The 16,002-nt window shown below is 51.6% G+C and carries 12 protein-coding genes; 5 read left to right on the forward strand and 7 right to left on the reverse strand.

Annotation, left to right across the window (positions count from 1 at the left end; genetic code table 11):
* Window positions 1-112 precede the first annotated feature (112 nt).
* Entirely contained in the window at window positions 113-730 is a 618-nt protein-coding gene (locus EHT87_RS06400; RefSeq protein WP_124904962.1) for a TetR/AcrR family transcriptional regulator, read from the reverse strand.
* Between the two features lie 466 nt (window positions 731-1,196).
* Between EHT87_RS06400 and EHT87_RS06405 the strand changes: the two genes are divergently transcribed.
* Window positions 1,197-2,111, forward strand: a complete 915-nt coding sequence (locus tag EHT87_RS06405; RefSeq protein WP_124904964.1) for a serine hydrolase — start codon at window positions 1,197-1,199, stop codon at window positions 2,109-2,111.
* A 67-nt stretch (window positions 2,112-2,178) separates the two neighbouring features.
* Window positions 2,179-3,417 (forward strand): TlpA family protein disulfide reductase, encoded by a 1,239-nt coding sequence (locus tag EHT87_RS06410; RefSeq protein ID WP_124904966.1) that lies wholly within the window; start codon window positions 2,179-2,181, stop codon window positions 3,415-3,417.
* Between the two features lie 5 nt (window positions 3,418-3,422).
* On the opposite strand, the gene EHT87_RS06415 is transcribed toward EHT87_RS06410, so the two are convergent.
* The 4 genes from EHT87_RS06415 to EHT87_RS06430 form a co-directional block, all read right to left on the reverse strand.
* The gene (locus EHT87_RS06415) at window positions 3,423-4,268 is read right to left on the reverse strand and encodes a ThuA domain-containing protein (RefSeq protein ID WP_124904968.1); all 846 of its coding nucleotides are present in this window, start codon (window positions 4,266-4,268) and stop codon (window positions 3,423-3,425) included.
* 169 nt (window positions 4,269-4,437) lie between these two features.
* Window positions 4,438-5,610, reverse strand: coding sequence for a Gfo/Idh/MocA family protein (locus tag EHT87_RS06420; RefSeq protein WP_124904970.1), 1,173 nt, complete (start codon window positions 5,608-5,610; stop codon window positions 4,438-4,440).
* A 75-nt stretch (window positions 5,611-5,685) separates the two neighbouring features.
* Window positions 5,686-7,062, reverse strand: coding sequence for a putative oxidoreductase C-terminal domain-containing protein (locus tag EHT87_RS06425; RefSeq protein WP_124904972.1), 1,377 nt, complete (start codon window positions 7,060-7,062; stop codon window positions 5,686-5,688).
* Window positions 7,063-7,079: 17 nt separating this feature from the next.
* Entirely contained in the window at window positions 7,080-8,507 is a 1,428-nt protein-coding gene (locus EHT87_RS06430; RefSeq protein ID WP_124904974.1) for a Gfo/Idh/MocA family protein, read from the reverse strand.
* Window positions 8,508-8,756: 249 nt separating this feature from the next.
* Between EHT87_RS06430 and EHT87_RS06435 the strand changes: the two genes are divergently transcribed.
* Window positions 8,757-8,975 (forward strand): hypothetical protein, encoded by a 219-nt coding sequence (locus tag EHT87_RS06435; RefSeq protein WP_124904976.1) that lies wholly within the window; start codon window positions 8,757-8,759, stop codon window positions 8,973-8,975.
* A gap of 74 nt (window positions 8,976-9,049) precedes the next feature.
* On the opposite strand, the gene EHT87_RS06440 is transcribed toward EHT87_RS06435, so the two are convergent.
* On the reverse strand, window positions 9,050-9,268 hold the full coding sequence (locus EHT87_RS06440; RefSeq protein WP_124904978.1) for a hypothetical protein: 219 nt from the start codon (window positions 9,266-9,268) through the stop codon (window positions 9,050-9,052).
* A gap of 300 nt (window positions 9,269-9,568) precedes the next feature.
* Between EHT87_RS06440 and EHT87_RS06445 the strand changes: the two genes are divergently transcribed.
* Together EHT87_RS06445 and EHT87_RS06450 are read left to right on the forward strand one after the other, a co-directional pair.
* A complete protein-coding gene (locus EHT87_RS06445; protein WP_124904980.1) occupies window positions 9,569-12,823 on the forward strand; it encodes an amidohydrolase family protein in 3,255 nt (1,084 codons plus the stop codon).
* Window positions 12,824-13,003: 180 nt separating this feature from the next.
* Window positions 13,004-13,525, forward strand: coding sequence for a hypothetical protein (locus tag EHT87_RS06450; protein WP_124904982.1), 522 nt, complete (start codon window positions 13,004-13,006; stop codon window positions 13,523-13,525).
* A 99-nt stretch (window positions 13,526-13,624) separates the two neighbouring features.
* Here the strand turns inward: EHT87_RS06450 and EHT87_RS06455 are convergent, their stop codons facing one another.
* Entirely contained in the window at window positions 13,625-15,988 is a 2,364-nt protein-coding gene (locus tag EHT87_RS06455) for a T9SS type B sorting domain-containing protein (RefSeq protein ID WP_124904984.1), read from the reverse strand.
* Window positions 15,989-16,002 lie beyond the last annotated feature (14 nt).

Raw genomic sequence — 16,002 nt, forward strand, 5'->3', positions numbered from 1 at the left:
CTTCCTGATTCGATTGTACGGCCATTAATTCCGGTAATTTTGTAAGAAAGAGCAATTTCAAAGGCTTAAGCGATCAATTAAAACGATTGATTAAAATCAAATTAAAAAAAGCTCATTGTTTATACAGATAATTCAGTAACATGGTTATCGATATATTTTTATATTCTTCCAGATAGGCGGCAAAGCCGGCTTCATCCAGATTAAACAAATGCATTTGCAAGGCTTTTCCGGCAAATACCTGCTTAATGCTGGAGAATACGATGGATAAAAGAACGATTGGTGAAACAGGACGAATCAGGTTCAATTGAATGGCTTCTTCCACCTGTTTGAAAAAATACGAATCCTTCAGGGCAGGTCGCGCTCCCATTTTTTCGAACAACCCAACCGGATCCCGCTGTGCTTCGCTCATCAGGAATAACACCAGCGAAGGATTTTTCCGGTGAAACTGGTATTGCTGCTCCACAATATCTCCGATTTTCTCCCTCAAACTAGTGGGCATGTCCAGTGTATACTGCATTCCATCCATCAGTTCTTTTAACAAACCTTCAAAAACCAGCCAGAACAATCGCTCCTTACTACGAAAATAATAGTGGGTAAGAGCACTGTTCATGCCGGCAGAATGGGCAATTTCTTTCATTGTAGCGCCATCAAATCCTTTTTCCAGAAAGACTTTTTTGGCTGCTTCCTTAATCTGCTCCTCAGGCCCGCGATCACAAAAACTTACTATCATGGCACAAAGGTGGTTGCTGGAAAAATAAGAAACAAAAAATTAACTGATTATTTTAACCATATGATTAAAGTTTTAGGTTAAACTACATGAAAGCAATAAATTACAGTAAAAAGACATAGTTTGTCCGTTATTTGTTCTAAAAGTACCATTACGAATACCGCCCAATCGGCCCTTTTTTCAGTGCCGGAGGAAAAGCTTTTTCAACTTGGACGAATTAATGGCAAAAGGTCACTTGAGAATAGTACTATTTTCAAGATTAATTTGAATGTTCTCCAGAACGCTCAGGTCGGCGATTCAATGGATATTCTTCACCGAGGACCGGTATGAGCTAACTTTTAAATAAATTGCCGCTGCGAATCGACTAATCAACCTCAACCGCTTTCATCGACGGCCCGAACAGGATTCACTTCCGTAGAGGTAAACAAAAAAAAGGCAACTAAATTCCCCATCTATAGTAAATCAGCTTATGGTTTTTCAAAAAAATAAAATCATTCTACTAAGTACTTATCTTTTCCTTTTTTTAGGTAATGGACTCCCCTCCTTCGCCCAATCAAAACCGGCGCTCGCCCAATTACGCCGGCAGATCGAAGCCGAACTGGCCAAACAGCCGGGCCGGTTTGCGGTGGCCTTCAAAGATTTAAGCACCGGCGAGCAGCTTTTCATCCGTGAACGCGAAGAATTCCATGCCGCCAGCACCATGAAAACACCGGTCATGATCGAGGTTTTTAAACAAGCCGCCCAACACCGGCTTTCACTTTCGGATTCGGTTCTGGTCAAAAATGAATTTAAAAGCATCGTCGACGGAAGCCCGTTCAGTCTGAAAGCGTCGGACGATAGTGACACCCTGATTTATAAAAAAGTGGGCACCAAACGCACGCTTTATGGGCTCATGTATGACATGATTATACTGAGTAGCAATCTGGCTACCAACCTCATTATCGACCTTGTGGAAGCCCGGAATGTGACACAAACCATGCGCGATCTGGGTGCAAAAGATATACAGATCCGGCGGGGCGTGGAAGATACCAAAGCCTTTCAAAAAGGACTCAATAACACCACAACGGCTTACGATTTACTGGTGATTTTCGAAAAAATTGCCACCGGGAAAGCCGTCAGTCCGGAAGCATCGGAAGCGATGATCAAGGTTTTACTGGATCAACATTTCAGCTCCGTTATTCCGGCCAAACTGCCGAAAGAGGTGAAAGTGGCCCACAAAAGCGGTTCTTTTGCTACGGTTCGTCACGACTCCGGCATTGTTTATCTGCCCGATGGCCACAAATACGTTCTGGTCCTGCTCTCAAAGGAAATGAAGGATGACGCAGCGGCAACCGAAACGCTGGCCAGCGTTTCCGGCCTGATTTACCAGTACGTAATCAAATAAGACCAGGAGCCCGGGCGTTCTCTGTCCGGTTTGGAATGTTATTTGCTTGTCTACTCAATAAAGAATCATGAAAAAAATCGCTCTCTTCTTTCTATTTTCCACCCAGTGGCTGGTGAAGGCCTTCCCGCAGGATAGTTACCCGGGTCCAAAACCCGAAACCCTGTTTACGGCGGCAGCCGAACACGGTTTCCTGAACGAGTTCAACGAAAAGTTCAAAGCAGATTTCGACGCGACAGCCCAGTATGCCAGGGCCCAAACGATGGGAGTCGACGGATGGGAAATGAATCTGTTTACGGCCCGAAAAGCCCAGCTGGCCTTTTATAAGGAGCATCCGCAGGCGGCTCAGTTTTCTGACTCCTTCAAAAAGTACGTCGATAACTGCATTCGCTGGAATTACTGGCACCTGCTCCTGGCCTGGCCCATCGTTCGGACAAATGCCCAGGCTTCGCAGCAAACCGTGCCGTCGCTGCCCGCGGTGATGCTGGAAGGGCTGGATGAAACGAAGGTCAACGATGAAGCCGCCCTGACGGCCGAACCCTACCGGAATTTTCTGCTCTATTACGTGACGTATTCCAATTCCAAAAGCCGGAATTTTGCCAAATACACGCCGAACGACCTTCACAAAATGCTGCCGGAAAAAGCCGGTTTTGCCCGTCAGGTGCTGACGGGCAAGCCCTATCAGTATGCCCTGGCGCGGCTTCTGCTCGATAATTGCGAAAAAGCCACTCCGTCCTCCGTGCGTGACGTATTTGCGGCCTTAACCGCTACGCCCAATTCGACGGCGTACACGGATCTGGTCCAAGCCCGCTGTGGCGACGTGATGGCCCGAAAAGAGGATCCAAAACCGGAGGTGGCTGCGGCCAAAAAGAAACCGGTCGACCCGGCTGTTTTCTCGTTTTTAAATCAAAATGGCGAATCCGTCACGCTCGACGATTTTAAAGGCAAAGTGGTTTATCTGGATATTTGGGCCAGTTGGTGCGGTCCCTGCATCGGCGAAATTCCGCATTCCAAAAAACTCTACGAACGACTGAGCAAGAAGCAGTTGGAGAAAGTAGCGTTTCTGTATATCTCCATCGACGATTCAGAAGTTAACTGGAAAAATGCCTTGAAAACGCACCAGCTACCCGGCGAGCAAGGTTGGTCGAAAGGGGGCTGGCGGTCGCGGATCGTGCAGTATTTTGGTGTTCAGAGTATCCCAAGGTACATCCTGATCGACAAAAAAGGGCAGATGGCGGATTTGAATGCCAAACGACCCAGCAGTGCCGATGCCGTTTGGCAGGATATTCTGAAACTGATGGAAGACTAGCGGTTTTAATTATCCCGCAGCGGGGTGTCTCTCGAATCGGCGTACGCTTTACTGAAATCGATCTTTTTGACCTGGCTGGCGATGTAGCGGATTCCCTGAAAAATATGATTCATGAACAACGGTTCGGAATAGTCTTTTTTATCGTGCCCGAGCGTCGTACACCAGGTAAAGCCCCCGTCGAAGTTGTAGTACCAGGCTGCCGGATACAGTTGCGTAAAGGAACCGCCGAACATCTTCACTTTTTCGGATTCTTCGCCGTTGAGGGTGGTCAGATCGTGGGCCATCACCACCGTTGGTCCGGGCGACATTTCTTTGGTAAAGTAAAACTCATCCTCTTTCTCCCAAACTTTCGGAATTCCCTGCATCGATGGATGCTTGGTGTCGATTACGTGCGTTTTGAACTTCTGAAACTTGGGATGCCAGGCAAAAGTCCCGCCAATCATCCGCTTGAACCAGGTCCAGTTCCGCTCGGTCCCCGTTACCGAGTGAACGCCCACAAACCCACCCCCGGCTTCGATGTAGCGCCGGAATGAAAGCCGCTGCTCATCGGTGTCGAAAACGTCGTTGTTCGTACTGGGAAAGACCAGCAGTGTGTACTGCCTGAGGTTATCTTCCGTAAAAACCGTCGGCTGGTCCGACACATCCACTTTAAAACCGTGCTCCTCCCCTAGTTTCTGAATGCTCTTCGCAGCAAAGGGAATGTTGTCGTGAACGTAGCCTTTTCCGTTTTTGGTGTAGACCAACACCTTGACTTTCTTCCAGTTAACCCCATCCTTCTGACACCAGGCCGCGCTAGACGCGAGCCCGACAAGGAATAAACCGGCAAGAAAAACCGTAGCAAATCGATTCATGGAATGTTTGTAAGAAAATACTGTTTTATCGCCCGCAGGGACGGTTTTCGGGCGTCCCTGCGGAGCTTGAAATGGAGTAACGGTTCGTTTGGATGGGTGCTGAAGGCTTCTCCGGAGCCGGAAAATCCGAATCATCCCGTTTTTCGTCGTTCAATCCGGCATCCAAAAATCAAACCTTCATTTTTACATCCTGCGCCTGTTTCTGGGCTTTCAGCGCGAGTTCGGTAGTCAGAAAACAGTGGGCCTGGGTCATGGCGGTTTCGGTGCGATTTAAAATGTCATCGATCAAAAGCTTACCATAAGGCGTTTCGACCTGGCTGCAATCGATGGTTTTCGTTTCCTTATTGTCAACGAGAAACAGGTGATTGCCCCCCTCACGTCCGCTGATGTCTACATACTTTCGAATTTCGATAAACCCTTCGGTACCCAGAATCGTCAACCGACCATCGCCCCATGTATTGAGTCCGTCGGGCGTAAACCAGTCGACCCGGATATACCCGGTTCCGCCGTTACCACGAACCATCGCATCACCAAAATCTTCAAATTTCGGGTGCTGCGGATGGTTGGTATTGCCAACCTGCGAAGCCACTACTTCGGCCTGTGTTGAGCCCGTAAAAAAAAGAAACTGGTCGAACTGGTGAGACGCAATGTCGCAGATGATACCGCCAAACCGTTGTTTATCCCAAAACCACTCAGGTCTGCTTTTAGGAGTTATCCGATGTGGTCCCAGACCAATGGTTTGTATCACTTTTCCAATAGCGCCGGCTTTCACCAACTCCCCGGCTTTGATAGTTGCCTTATTCTCCAAGCGTTCGCTGTACATGATGGAGTAAATCCGTTTGGTCTCTTTCTGCACCTTACGAACTTCAGCCAGTTGTTCCAGCGTCGTAATACCGGGTTTGTCCGCCATGAAATCCTTCCCGGCCTTCATCACGCGAATACCGAGTGGTGCGCGTTCATCGGGAATTGCGGCACTGACCACGAGTTGGATGGAGTTGTCATCCAGAATCTCTTTTTCGCTTTTGACGAGCTTTGCTTCCGGATAACGCTTCGTAAACGCAGCCGCCAGGTCCGGTTCCTTGGCATAAAAAGAAACCAACTGGCCACCGCCCCGGATCACCGCTTCGACCTGGCCATAGATGTGTCCATGATTGAGCCCGATGGCCGAAAACCGGATGCGGGCAGCCCCTTTCAAACGACTACTGCCCGTACTGGGAACAAAATGCGGAATTGCGGGCGTTGCCAAAAGTTCTTTAGGCAAAACCGTCAGGCTGGCTAATCCAGCCGCCGTCGTGACGGACTCTTTCAGAAACCGGCGCCGGTTGGCTTGTGATTTGTTCATGGTATACCCGCGGACGTTAGTCCAGGTGATCTTTGATGGATTTAGTGTCTACTTCTACGAAACAACCAGCACGGACTAAAGTCCGCGGGTCCGTTTTGCCAACTCCAGTGCCTGCGTGGTCGTATGGTATTTGGCGATCATATTCGGAACTTCCCAGGCGGGTAAGGCCCCAGCTTTGAGGTAGTCCAGATACTTTTGAGCCACCCGGCCAAAATGCGCTTCGTGGCCTTCCTTGTATTTTTCCGGAATGACGACTTCCCAGCCCGTGGCTATTTTCTTCACATCGACGCCCGGAAACGTTTGCTGGATCGTTGGCAAAACCGTCTTTAAAGCCGCTTCCAGATCCGTTTTTTTGTCAACGGCTTCGATGTATAAAGTCGGTTTGTACTGTTGCTCGGCACCCTGACGAATGATCAGATTGGCCTTCGTTCCCCGCATGATCGAGTAGTGCGTGTCACCCGTTCCTTCCGGCGCTTTGTATTTCCAGATCACGGAAACTTTGGCGTGTACGCCACGGAGCTGGTAATTGATTTCGCCATTGCTATACACCCGCAAAACGCTGTCTTTCACCACATCCTTTTTGAGGTAATCCGGAAATGCGTCCTGCTTTGTAATGGCTTTGAACTGGCTCAGGGTCATGTCGGTGGTCCAGTGGCGGGCCGAATTCAACTTAATATCTTTCTGATAATCAATTGTTTGTTCCGGAAAACACTCCCACTGTACCAGATCCACCAGGTGCGTTGTTACGTCCACGATCCCTTCGCCCTGCTGGGCCACATCCATAAACCAGGATGGGCGGGTGAGGATGCTGCCGGAGACGTTCTTGTAAAAATGGTGAACACTTTCCTTGGTCACCGCCGGATTGTCGGGTGTTCCTTTTTCCAGCGTACCAAACACCCCGGCCTGCTGCGAAAACGCCCGTTGTAACATCGTACTGATTTCATACCGCTCGGTCATGATGTCATACAGCAATACCTTCTTTTTTTCGGCAGTAGCAAACGCTTCTTTTAACTGATTGAAATTGGCCGCACTAATTACCATCGGCTTATCCGCCAAAACGTTAAAACCGGCGGCAACCGTTTTCTGAATGTAATCGGTTTTCAACCGGTTATTGCCCGCCATTATAACGACATTCCCCGCTTTATCGGCCAGCATTTTATCCAGGAAGTCCGTGCCGAGATACACATCTTCGTGCCAATGCGTCGGATTCTCGGGTCGGGCATTGTACGTTTTTATTTTTTCCAGGTGAAGCTCGACATCCGGCCCATCCGGTGCGTAGACATGAACCGTCGAATCGACGCCCTCATACATGGTTTTCTGCACCAGTGCCGCATGAAAATGGCCAGGATCGAGGGTAATCAACTGAATCATGTCATCTTTTTTTTGACCAGACTGACAAGCGGTAAACAGGGCTGCCAACAACAGGCTGCCAACTACAGGCGATACGTTCATTCGGATAGATTCGGTAATTAACGGGATTTGGTTTTGGTGGATGCCACTGCTTTGATGGCATAGGGCGACCGCTGCGTCCGGGACAATAATTTATTGGCTTCCGCATCATTTTTAAACTGTTCTTTCTTCGGATCCCAATACAGTTTCCGGTCCAGTTTCATGGCAGCATGGTGGAGCAGACAGGCCGAGCACGAGCGGTGACCCACTTCGGCAGGGGCAATCGGTTCCTTGCGGCTGACGATGCTTTCCAGCCAGTTGCCGTGGTGTTCCTTACTGACGGGCAAATGGATTTCATTCGGCCCAATCACCGACTCGATCAGTTTAGGATCGCTGGCATCCAGGGCTTTGGCGGCTTTCTGTTTGGCAACCGGATCGCTGGCCGTAACGGCAGCATCCCCGCGTGACACAAAAATCCAGCCGTCGGTTCCTTCAAATTTAATGCCGTTGGGCAATTCGTTGCTCACAATCATGTGAACGCCATTTTCGTATACCGCTTCCGTGCGGAAAATACCGTGCACATCCCATAATCCTTTTTTGGGAAACTCGGCTTTACCCCAAATTTCCACCGGACCGGTGTATTCGGTATTCATCGCCCAGTGCGAACAGTCGATGTGGTGTGACCCCCAGCCGGTAATCATCCCGGCCCCAAACTGTTCGCAACGCAACCAGCCCGGACGGTCGTACCCCACCTGCGGATGCACCCGTTTTTCGGTGTAATAGACCTCGGGCGTTGTGCCGAGCCACATGTCGTAATTCAGATTTTTCGGGATGGGCATTTCGGGTTCTTCGTCGCCCGAGGGGTCGCCGGGTAAACCGACGTATACGGTTTTCAGCTGACCAATCCGGCCGTTGCGCACGAGTTCGGCGGCATACCGGAATTGCGTCGTCGACCGCTGCTGGCTGCCCACCTGCATGATCCGGCCCGTCCGCTTCACGGCATCGGCCATCAGACGTCCTTCCGAAATGGTCAGGGAAGCCGGTTTTTGCATGTAAACATCCTTGCCCGCTTCGACGGCATGAACCACCATCGGCGCGTGCCAGTGGTCGGGCGTGCTGATCAAAACGGCATCGATATCTTTGTTGGCCAGCAGCTCGCGGTAGTCGGAATAACCGCGAACACCGTCGTAGTCTTTACCGGTTTTTTTCGAATAAACCCCGTTGACAAGTTGTTTTCCTTCTTCAACCCGCCGGCTATCGACATCACATACGGCCATGATGAGGGCATTATCGTATTGCCAGACGCCCGGCATATCGTGGGTTCGTGAAATTCGGCCAACGCCAATGGCGCCAACGTTGATGCGGTTACTGGGCGCATTTTTACCAAATACGGAGGCCGGTACGATGGTTGGAAACCCGCCGATAAGCGCCGTGGTGGCGAGGGCTCCTTTGGCGGTCAGGTCGAGAAATGTTCTCCGGGAGACCCCCGATTTTTTTTCCGCTGCCATAAAAAAGTATAAGTTGAAGAGGTTTTTCGTGGAAAACACACCTGGTATACGCCTATAAGATGCAAGACCCGGTTTTTTACTATTTATTTTCCAAGAAGGTCCGGATTGTTAGCCACTTTGTCCTGGGCGCTGGCTCTTTCAGAAAAAAAATCGTCCGCTTTACCCCCTATTTTTTCCACTTAACCTCATTTTATTGCCCACAAGGCAACCCGCATCCTACCTTCGCGACTTCAAACAACAATTCTGCTGATGAACACGAACGGTAAATTAATCCAGTCTGCCCTGGGACTGGCGCTCGGGATGTGGATGCTGGCCTGTGGCGGATCCAACTTTGGGGGTATCCAATCAAAGAAACCGGTCGGCACAAAACCGGATAAAGCCGAGCCGGCCCGTCGGTTGAAGCATACGGCCGGAACAAAAACCCGTGGCTCAGAAGGAGCTATCCGGCTGGTTTTCAACGGCAACTGAAAGGAGCGCGGTGACCGGCGCAAAGGAAGTAGCAGCCGTCAGCGATTTGAAAGAACCCTTTGTAAAAACCGGTATCAACCGTTGCTCTGCAAGGCCCGAAACCGGTTCAGCCCTTTTGCCGGGTTGAAAGTACGGTCGTCCTGAATCAGTTTTGGCTGATGCTTCCGCACCAGCGTGCGGTCCGAACCACCCGCATTGCCCGGTGAATGCGCAAGAAGTACGGTAACTTGAGTAGTCAAATGCTCAATTTGCCGCTGTAAATCAGCCAGTTGTTTTTCAATGGATTTCATCATTTCTGTAGGTCTAATGGATGGATTGATACTTACTATAGTACAATTTATAGACTATATATACACTCGTTAAATTGGATCGACATCAATCTATAGTATACTACAATATTCTGATTAAAAGAGTTTTAGAAAATTCGCTTCTTACTATCGAATTACCGTATTGTCATTTTCAATATCGGAATAGTCTACTATACGGAGAAATTTTCAAAGTAATCCTTCCAAAAGTCATACGGCAGAATTTGGGCATTTTACCCGTTACCTTTACGGCTCATTCAGTATCTTTCGAGTTCTTAAACGCTCCCGATGAAGAAACTCTATACCGTTGCGGTTGCCTTCCTGGCTTCTACTTTTTCATTTGCCCAAAAACCCAGGGAAGCCTGGGATGTGGCCGCGTCGCACGGCCCCGCCAAAGAGGTTACGTTTACAACCCGTGAAGGCACCTGGATGAATCTGGATGTCAGTCCGAACGGTCAGGAACTGGTCTTCGATTTGCTCGGCGATCTGTATACCCTGCCCATAACCGGCGGAACGGCCCGACTGCTGTCGGGTGGTTTGCCGCTGGATGTTCAGCCCCGGTATAGCCCCGATGGCAACCGCATTTCGTTTACCAGCGACCGCGCCGGGGGGGATAACATCTGGACCATGAACCGCGACGGCTCCAACCCGCGACAGATCACCAACGAAGAGTTCCGGTTGCTCAACAATGCCGTCTGGACACCCGACGGCCAGTATCTGGTTGCCCGTAAGCACTTTACCAGCCGCCGTTCGCTCGGTGCCGGCGAGCTCTGGCTGTATCATTCCGGCGGAACAACGAGCGGTTTGCAGTTGACAAAGCGGAAAAACGACCAGCAGGATGCCGGTGAACCCTGCGTTTCGCCGGACGGGCGGTATGTCTATTTCAGTGAAGATGTGAGTCCGGGACCTATTTTCCAGTACAATAAAGACCCCAATGGCCAGATTTACGCCATCCGGCGCGTCGATCGTCAGACGGGCGAAGTGAAAAACATCGTGACGGGTCCCGGCGGTGCCACACGGCCGCAAGTTTCGCCCGACGGTCGGCAACTGGCGTTTGTCCGGCGGGTTCGCACCAAAACCGTGCTGTACATCCACGACCTGAAAACGGGGGAAGAATTCCCGGTTTTCGATCAGCTCAACAAGGACCAGCAGGAAGCCTGGGCGATCATGGGGCTGTATCCGAATTACGACTGGTTGCCCGACGGCAAAGAACTCGTGATCTGGGCCAAAGGCAAGCTGTTCCGGGTCCATGTGCAATCCCGGAAAGCCGTTGAAATTCCGTTTACGGTGAACGCTAAATTGACCATTCAGGAGGCCGTTCGGTTCCCGCAGACGGTTTTTTCACCCACCTTCGAGTCGAAAATGATTCGCCACGCGCGTACCTCGCCCGACGGAAAAACGCTTATTTTCCACGCGGCCGGGTATCTCTACCAGAAAACCCTGCCCAACGGCCAGCCCGAACGGCTGACCAAAGAAACCGCCAGTTTTGAATACGAACCCAGTTTTAGTCCCGACGGAAAATTTGTCGTTTATACCACCTGGAACGATTCACTGGCGGGCAGCATCCGGAAACTGAACCTGCAATCCCGCAAAATGGAGACTTTAACCCGCGAAAAAGGCTTTTACAACACGCCGGTTTTCTCGCCCGATGGCTCGCAACTGGTTTATCGAAAAGGCACGGGGAACGGTTTTATGGGTTTTGCGTTTGGCAAGGAACCGGGTTTGTACGTGATGCCGGGCAACGGCGGAACGCCCCGGTTCATTCGGGAAGATGGCGAAGAACCGCTCTTCAACAGCACCGGCGACCGGATTTTCTTCGTGGAAGACGGGGCTACCAAATCCTTCAAAAGTGTTACGCTCAACAACGCCGACGAGCAAACGCATTTTACGTCTCCCTACGCCACCCGGTTTGTGCCGAGTCCCGACAACCGCTGGATTGCGTTTCAGGAGCTTTTTCAACTTTACATTGCCCCTTTTCCAAGGGCCGGGAAAGCCGCGGAGCTCTCGGGTGGCACCAAAGCATTTCCGGTTTATAAAGTAACGCGCGACGCGGGCGACTACCTGCACTGGTCGAACGACAGCCAGAATCTGCACTGGACGATTGGCCCGGACTACTTCACGCGGTCCATCCGGAACAGTTTTGCCTTTGTGGAGGGTGCCCCCGAAAAGCTTCCCGCCATCGATACGACCGGTATTCCGATTGGTCTTACATTAACCGCCGATGTTCCGAAAGGCGTGGTGGCTTTCAAGGGCGCGACGATCCTGACAATGAAAGACGACGCGGTGATTGAAAACGGTATCGTAGTGGTTCAGGATAACAAAATTCTGGCCGTTGGCCCGGCCGGTTCGGTGACCATTCCGGCCAACGCAAAAATCATCGATGCCACGGGCAAAACCATCATGCCGGGCCTGATCGATTCCCACGCGCACATCGGCACCGGCGACGGCAAATCGGCTCAGCAACAATGGTCGTATTTTACCAATTTGGCCTACGGCGTCACCACGGTTCACGACCCTTCATCGAATACGGAAATGGTTTTCAGTCAGTCGGAAATGGTGAAATCCGGCCGGATGCTCGGTCCCCGGGTCTTCTCGACGGGCACCATCCTTTACGGGGCCGAAGGCGATTTCAAGGCCGTGATCAACAGCCTCGACGATGCCCGTTCGCACCTGCGCCGGATGAAAGCCGTCGGGGCGTTTTCGGTTAAAAGTTACAACCAGCCCCGTCGAAACCAGCGCCAGCAGATCATTCAGGCCGCCCGTGAACTGGGCATGATGGTGGTGCCGGAAGGCGGGTCGTTCTTCAACCACAACCTGACGATGATTATGGATGGCCACACGACGATTGAACACAACCTGCCGGTCGATCCGGTTTACAAGGATGTCGTGTCGTTGTGGAGCAACAGCAAAACCGGGTATACGCCCACGCTGATTGTCAGTTTCGGCAGCGTTTCGGGCGAATACTACTGGTATCAGAAAATGAACGTCTGGGAACAGGAACGCTTGCTGCGGTTTACACCCCGCGCCGTGGTCGACAGCCGCTCGCGTCGGCGGTTGATGTTGCCCGATGAGGAATTCGGCCACATTGGCAATTCCCAAACGGCCCGACAACTCGCCGACGCCGGCGTGAGCGTACACCTCGGTGCGCACGGTCAGTTGCAGGGACTGGGCGCGCACTGGGAACTCTGGATGTTGGGTCAGGGCGGTATTTCAAATCTTCAGGCGTTGAAACAGGCCACCATCGGCCCGGCCAGAAACCTGGGGCTGGATCGGGAAATCGGGTCTTTGGAAGTCGGCAAACTGGCCGATTTGCTGGTGCTCGACAAAAACCCGTTGCAGGACCTTCGCAACAGTGAATCGATCCGGTACGTGATGATCAACGGGCGGCTTTTCGATGCGGCCACGATGAACGAAACCGGAAATTACAACCGGACACGCGGCAAGTTTTTCTGGGAACATAACCGCTACAACGACGCTTTTGACTGGCACGCCGAAACCCAGAGTTTCGGGCATATCCATTGTGTTTGTCAGGGATTGCATTGAACCGGTTTGCATCGGTTCAGGCGTTCCGAGGATGGGTGCGCTGGCTGTCGGGGCAGGCAAAAACTGCCATATAATATATTAGCCGGACAAAGCGTTTATTAAACGGTCCTTTTGCCAGCCGGTCTAAAAATATTTCAATAAATTGCTGCCGGAAAACTTAAGCCTGAAAAAAACTGATTTATGAAAAAAGCAATCTTACTCCTTTTAATGGGTACTACTCTGTTCGTAAGTTGTAGCAAAGATGAAGACGATACTCCGGCGGTAAAAACCAAAGCGGAGATGATTGCCCGTACCTGGGAGGTTCAAACGGGTGTTATAACGGTAGGTACCTTGGCAGTGCCGGGTTACACAAAAGGTAATCCAGGAAACCTGGTGGATATGAGTAAGTTTCGTCTTGAATTTAAAAGCAACGGAGATCTGGTACAAACCAGCCTTGAAGGTGCTTCTTCAACGGGCAAGTGGGCTTTGTCTGAAAATGATACAAAGTTGACACTAACGACGACTCAACTTCCGGCGGGTGATGTCTGGATGATCGATAATCTCACTGAAACGAATCTCGATCTGAATCGTACAATTGCTGGAAACTCGACCGCTCCGGGTGATTTGTATTGGAAAAATCTGATCGATACCTATGGCAAGCCACTTAACATCACGTCAGCGGCAGGTGCGAAAATCGCCGTGAAAACCATCCCGGTTAAATAAGTACAATTTGCAAATAGTTTATAAAAATAGCCGCACCGGTATGAAAAAGCCGGTGCGGCTATTTTTATAAACTATTAAAACCCAAAAAGCTGGTTTTGATTACCGCAAAATCACCAAAGTTCCGCGCAGCAAGGGCCGTTTGGGTTCATAGCGGATGGTATAAACGTAGGCACCCGGCGGTACGGGTTCCCCTTTTAAAGTCCCGTCGAACGGATGAGAATACCCATCGACCGACTTATAAATGACTTCTCCCCAGCGATTAAAAACGGTCACTTCAACTTCCGGAAAGGCTTCGACTCCTTTCAATTCCCATACATCGTTCTGCCCGTCGGCATTCGGCGTGAAAGCGCCCGGCACCCAGATTCGCTCATATACCGTCACTACGACTGACCCCTCGGCTTTACAACCCGTTGCGTTCTCAACCTTCAACGTATAGACGATATCGTCAGTAATGTCCACCACCCGCGCATTCGCTTCGGTCGTGTCTGCCAGGTAAGTGGGTGGCGACCACCGGAAAACCACCGGATCGCCGGTCATTTCGGGCGTCAGGGTCAATGATTTACCGCTGGAAGTGATGACTTCTTCGGGAAGCAAAATCGTTGGAATGGGCGCAACGATGGCGGTTTGCTGCGCCACAGCCGCCGGACATTCGGGCGCAAAATTGACCGAATACGTCAGAACGTGATTCCCAATGCCCGCAGCTTTGGAATCGTACCGGGCACCCGACACACCGGGTCCGGCAAAGGTCCCTCCGGCCGGGGTTCCGGTGAGCGCATAAACCGGCCCATTGGTCCCACAAACGGACGGAACGGCCTCCATGGTCACCTGCACCCCGGGAATCTGTTCAACCACGAACGGCGTGGAAGTCGCTTTACACCCGTTTAGAGCGGTTACCTCGACGACGTAGCGACCGGCGGTTTGCACCGAAAATACCGGATCAGTAACCGTAGCCACGGCCTGCCCGTCGCGTTGCCAGGCAAAATTGACCCCGCCGACCCCTTCCAGGGAAAGCGATCCGCCGGGGCAAAGCCGGGTTTGGGCTGACCGGATGGCCGCTTGAACCGGGGCCGCCCGCGTCAGGGAGACGGTTTCGGTACGATAACTACACCCGTACTGCGGCTGGGTCAGGACGGCCCGAAACTGGCCCGGCTGGCTAGTGGTGATGACGGGCCCGGTAGCCGGAGCCGCCAGGAGCTTTTCATCCTGATACCACTGGTAAACAAGCCCGGTTCCTTCCAACACGCTCAGCGACACCGAGCCGTCTTTGGCGCAGAGCTGGCCGGTTGTGTTGATGGCTGACGTGAGATCGATAACGTTGATCTTCACGTTCTGCGAGCCACTGGCTTTGCCACACTGCGTTTTTATGGAAACAAAAACCGAATAGGTTCCCGGTTCATTGACCACTAATTTGGTACCGGTGGCCTCTGCCAGGTTCAGGCCGTCCCGTCGCCACTGGTAGTTCCAATCCGGATTGACCGTCGTTTGCAGTTCCAGCGACTTTCCCTTGCAGATCGTAAATTCGGTACCGGTGGGCTGATTGGTGGCCCAAACCGTCGGATTGGGGGTCGTGACCGGCGGGCAGTCGATAACCAGAAACTGAAAATCCCGGCGTACTTCGCCAATTTTCAGACCATCCCGGTATTCTTCCACCTTCACCGCAAAAACGAAGAGGCCCAACTGGTTTGGCGTAACGGAGAGCTGGCCGCTCCTGGCATCGACGGTCAGCGTCGGACTACCCGGAATGGCATTGTTGGCCTCAAAACCGCCCAGCCACTGCACATCCGGATAAGGTCCCGCCGACACTTCCTGATTGCGGCCCGTCCCGTTTTTGTTGAGGGGCGTCACCATCGAATACCGCAGTTCATCGCCATCCGGGTCGGAACCGCCAAATGGAAACGTAAAAGCCTCATTTATACAGAGGTATTCGCCATTGATGGTAGAAAACCGGGGTGACGAATTGGTAAAAAGCTGCCCGTTTTTTTGCAGGGCCGGAAATTCGAGGTAGAACGTAAAACCGGTTTGTACCGGATTATTGATGTTGTTAATGCCATCGTTCCGGTTTTGGGTCTGGAACGACATGTAATAGCCCCCGGCATCGTTGTAAACAGTCGGGTTGAGCTGGATTTCGGCGCCGAAGGTAGCAACCACAACCCGTTGGTTTTTGGAGGTAGCGCAGGATTCGTTCGTAAACACAACCCGTTGACGCTGAGCCGTTTCATACACATCAAAAACCAGCATCCGGGCATTATCGCGTTTGCGGAAGATTCCGATCTGCCCGCCGGTTGTCATAGCGGCCCGGTTATTGTCTTCGAGGTAATTGGTAACCGTGATTTGAAAATGCCCCGGCACATCGCCGATGGCGCGCATTTCAATCTGTCCGCCGACCTGGTGCGTAGCCAGGGCCGGAAAGGCCAAGCCCGGCAACAGAAGCCAGAGCAAAGCTCGGTAAACAAACGGGCGCATAGGTCAGAGAGTAG

It is taken from the genome of Larkinella knui (assembly GCF_003858645.1).
In the GTDB taxonomy this organism is placed as follows: domain Bacteria; phylum Bacteroidota; class Bacteroidia; order Cytophagales; family Spirosomataceae; genus Larkinella; species Larkinella knui.

What these genes read in the sequence shown, in the direction of transcription:
- EHT87_RS06400 (WP_124904962.1), bottom strand. Translation starts at nt 730, where the DNA reads ATGATAGTAAGTTTTTGTGATCGCGGGCCTGAGGAGCAGATTAAGGAA.
- EHT87_RS06405 (WP_124904964.1), top strand. Translation starts at nt 1,197, where the DNA reads ATGGTTTTTCAAAAAAATAAAATCATTCTACTAAGTACTTATCTTTTC.
- EHT87_RS06410 (WP_124904966.1), top strand. Translation starts at nt 2,179, where the DNA reads ATGAAAAAAATCGCTCTCTTCTTTCTATTTTCCACCCAGTGGCTGGTG.
- EHT87_RS06415 (WP_124904968.1), bottom strand. Translation starts at nt 4,268, where the DNA reads ATGAATCGATTTGCTACGGTTTTTCTTGCCGGTTTATTCCTTGTCGGG.
- EHT87_RS06420 (WP_124904970.1), bottom strand. Translation starts at nt 5,610, where the DNA reads ATGAACAAATCACAAGCCAACCGGCGCCGGTTTCTGAAAGAGTCCGTC.
- EHT87_RS06425 (WP_124904972.1), bottom strand. Translation starts at nt 7,062, where the DNA reads ATGAACGTATCGCCTGTAGTTGGCAGCCTGTTGTTGGCAGCCCTGTTT.
- EHT87_RS06430 (WP_124904974.1), bottom strand. Translation starts at nt 8,507, where the DNA reads ATGGCAGCGGAAAAAAAATCGGGGGTCTCCCGGAGAACATTTCTCGAC.
- EHT87_RS06435 (WP_124904976.1), top strand. Translation starts at nt 8,757, where the DNA reads ATGAACACGAACGGTAAATTAATCCAGTCTGCCCTGGGACTGGCGCTC.
- EHT87_RS06440 (WP_124904978.1), bottom strand. Translation starts at nt 9,268, where the DNA reads ATGATGAAATCCATTGAAAAACAACTGGCTGATTTACAGCGGCAAATT.
- EHT87_RS06445 (WP_124904980.1), top strand. Translation starts at nt 9,569, where the DNA reads ATGAAGAAACTCTATACCGTTGCGGTTGCCTTCCTGGCTTCTACTTTT.
- EHT87_RS06450 (WP_124904982.1), top strand. Translation starts at nt 13,004, where the DNA reads ATGAAAAAAGCAATCTTACTCCTTTTAATGGGTACTACTCTGTTCGTA.
- EHT87_RS06455 (WP_124904984.1), bottom strand. Translation starts at nt 15,988, where the DNA reads ATGCGCCCGTTTGTTTACCGAGCTTTGCTCTGGCTTCTGTTGCCGGGC.